The organism is Halopseudomonas pelagia CL-AP6, from assembly GCF_000410875.1.
Taxonomy (GTDB): Bacteria; Pseudomonadota; Gammaproteobacteria; order Pseudomonadales; family Pseudomonadaceae; genus Halopseudomonas; species Halopseudomonas pelagia.
Genome location: NZ_AROI01000070.1, coordinates 1 through 1,033 on the forward strand (window position 1 = coordinate 1; position 1,033 = coordinate 1,033).

Genomic DNA, 1,033 nt, shown 5'->3' on the forward strand with positions numbered 1-1,033 from the left:
TGGCTTGGGTACATAGGCGACGATTTCCGCGTCGTGACAAGCCAGGATTTCCTCACTCTTGAAGTAGCCTCTGTCAGCTACAACCGACAGCTTTTCTGTCCCCATCGCCTCGCGTGCTTGCTTGGCCATAGGGCTGAGCTGATCGCGGTCGGACCCGACATTGGTCACCTCATGAGCGACGATTAAATGGTGCTTGGTATCGACCGCTGTCTGCACGTTGTAGCCAACGATTCCTGTGCCGCGAGTCATCATGGAGCGGGCGTCTGGATCCGTCAGTGATACCTGCTTATCCGGTGATTCATTGAGCTGAGTTTCGATCAATTGGAGCTCTTTCATTTGCGCCTTCAGCTTGGCGATTCTTTCTTCCAGGTGCACGACATTGGGGTCAGAGGCTGGACGATCCTGTTGATCGGCAGCATCGAGCGCTGTCAGGTACCGGTGAATACTTGCTTCGATTTCCTCCATCCGCCGCTTCAATTTGGCGCTGGTGAAATTGCGATCTCGGTTGTTGAACGCCTTGAATTTGCTGCCATCGATGGCAATCAGGCTTCCGGCGAACAACCCTAACTGCTGACAGAGCACAACGAACTGACGGCAGACGCCACGGATAGCCTTACCGTTGTCCTTTCGAAAATTAGCGATAGTCTTGAAATCAGGCATCAAGCGACCGGTCAGCCACATCAACTCGACGTTGCGTTGGGCTTCTCGTTCAAGACGTCGGCTGGATTGAATGCGGTTTAGGTAACCGTAGATGTAGATCTTCAGCAGGATCGAGGGATGATAAGCAGGCCGACCAGTATCAGCGGGGATGGCGCTTTCAAAACCCAGCTTCACTAGGTCGAGTTCGTCGACAAAGACATCGACCACTCGCACCGGATTGGTATCGTTGACGTAGTCGTCGAGGCTCTCGGGCAGTAAGGTGCTTTGGCCTCGATGCTCACCTTGAATGAAGCGCTTCATGGACGATCCTTGCGATGAAATCCCGAGAAATCATAGCAAGGCTTCAAGACAACGTTTTTACACACTCTGGGCC

Annotated in this window: 1 protein-coding gene; it reads right to left on the minus strand. The window is 53.1% G+C overall.

Annotation, left to right across the window (positions count from 1 at the left end):
- On the minus strand, positions 1 to 960 hold a 960-nt coding region (locus tag K787_RS0121585; RefSeq protein ID WP_022964862.1), incomplete at its 3' end, for an IS1182 family transposase.
- Positions 961 to 1,033 lie beyond the last annotated feature (73 nt).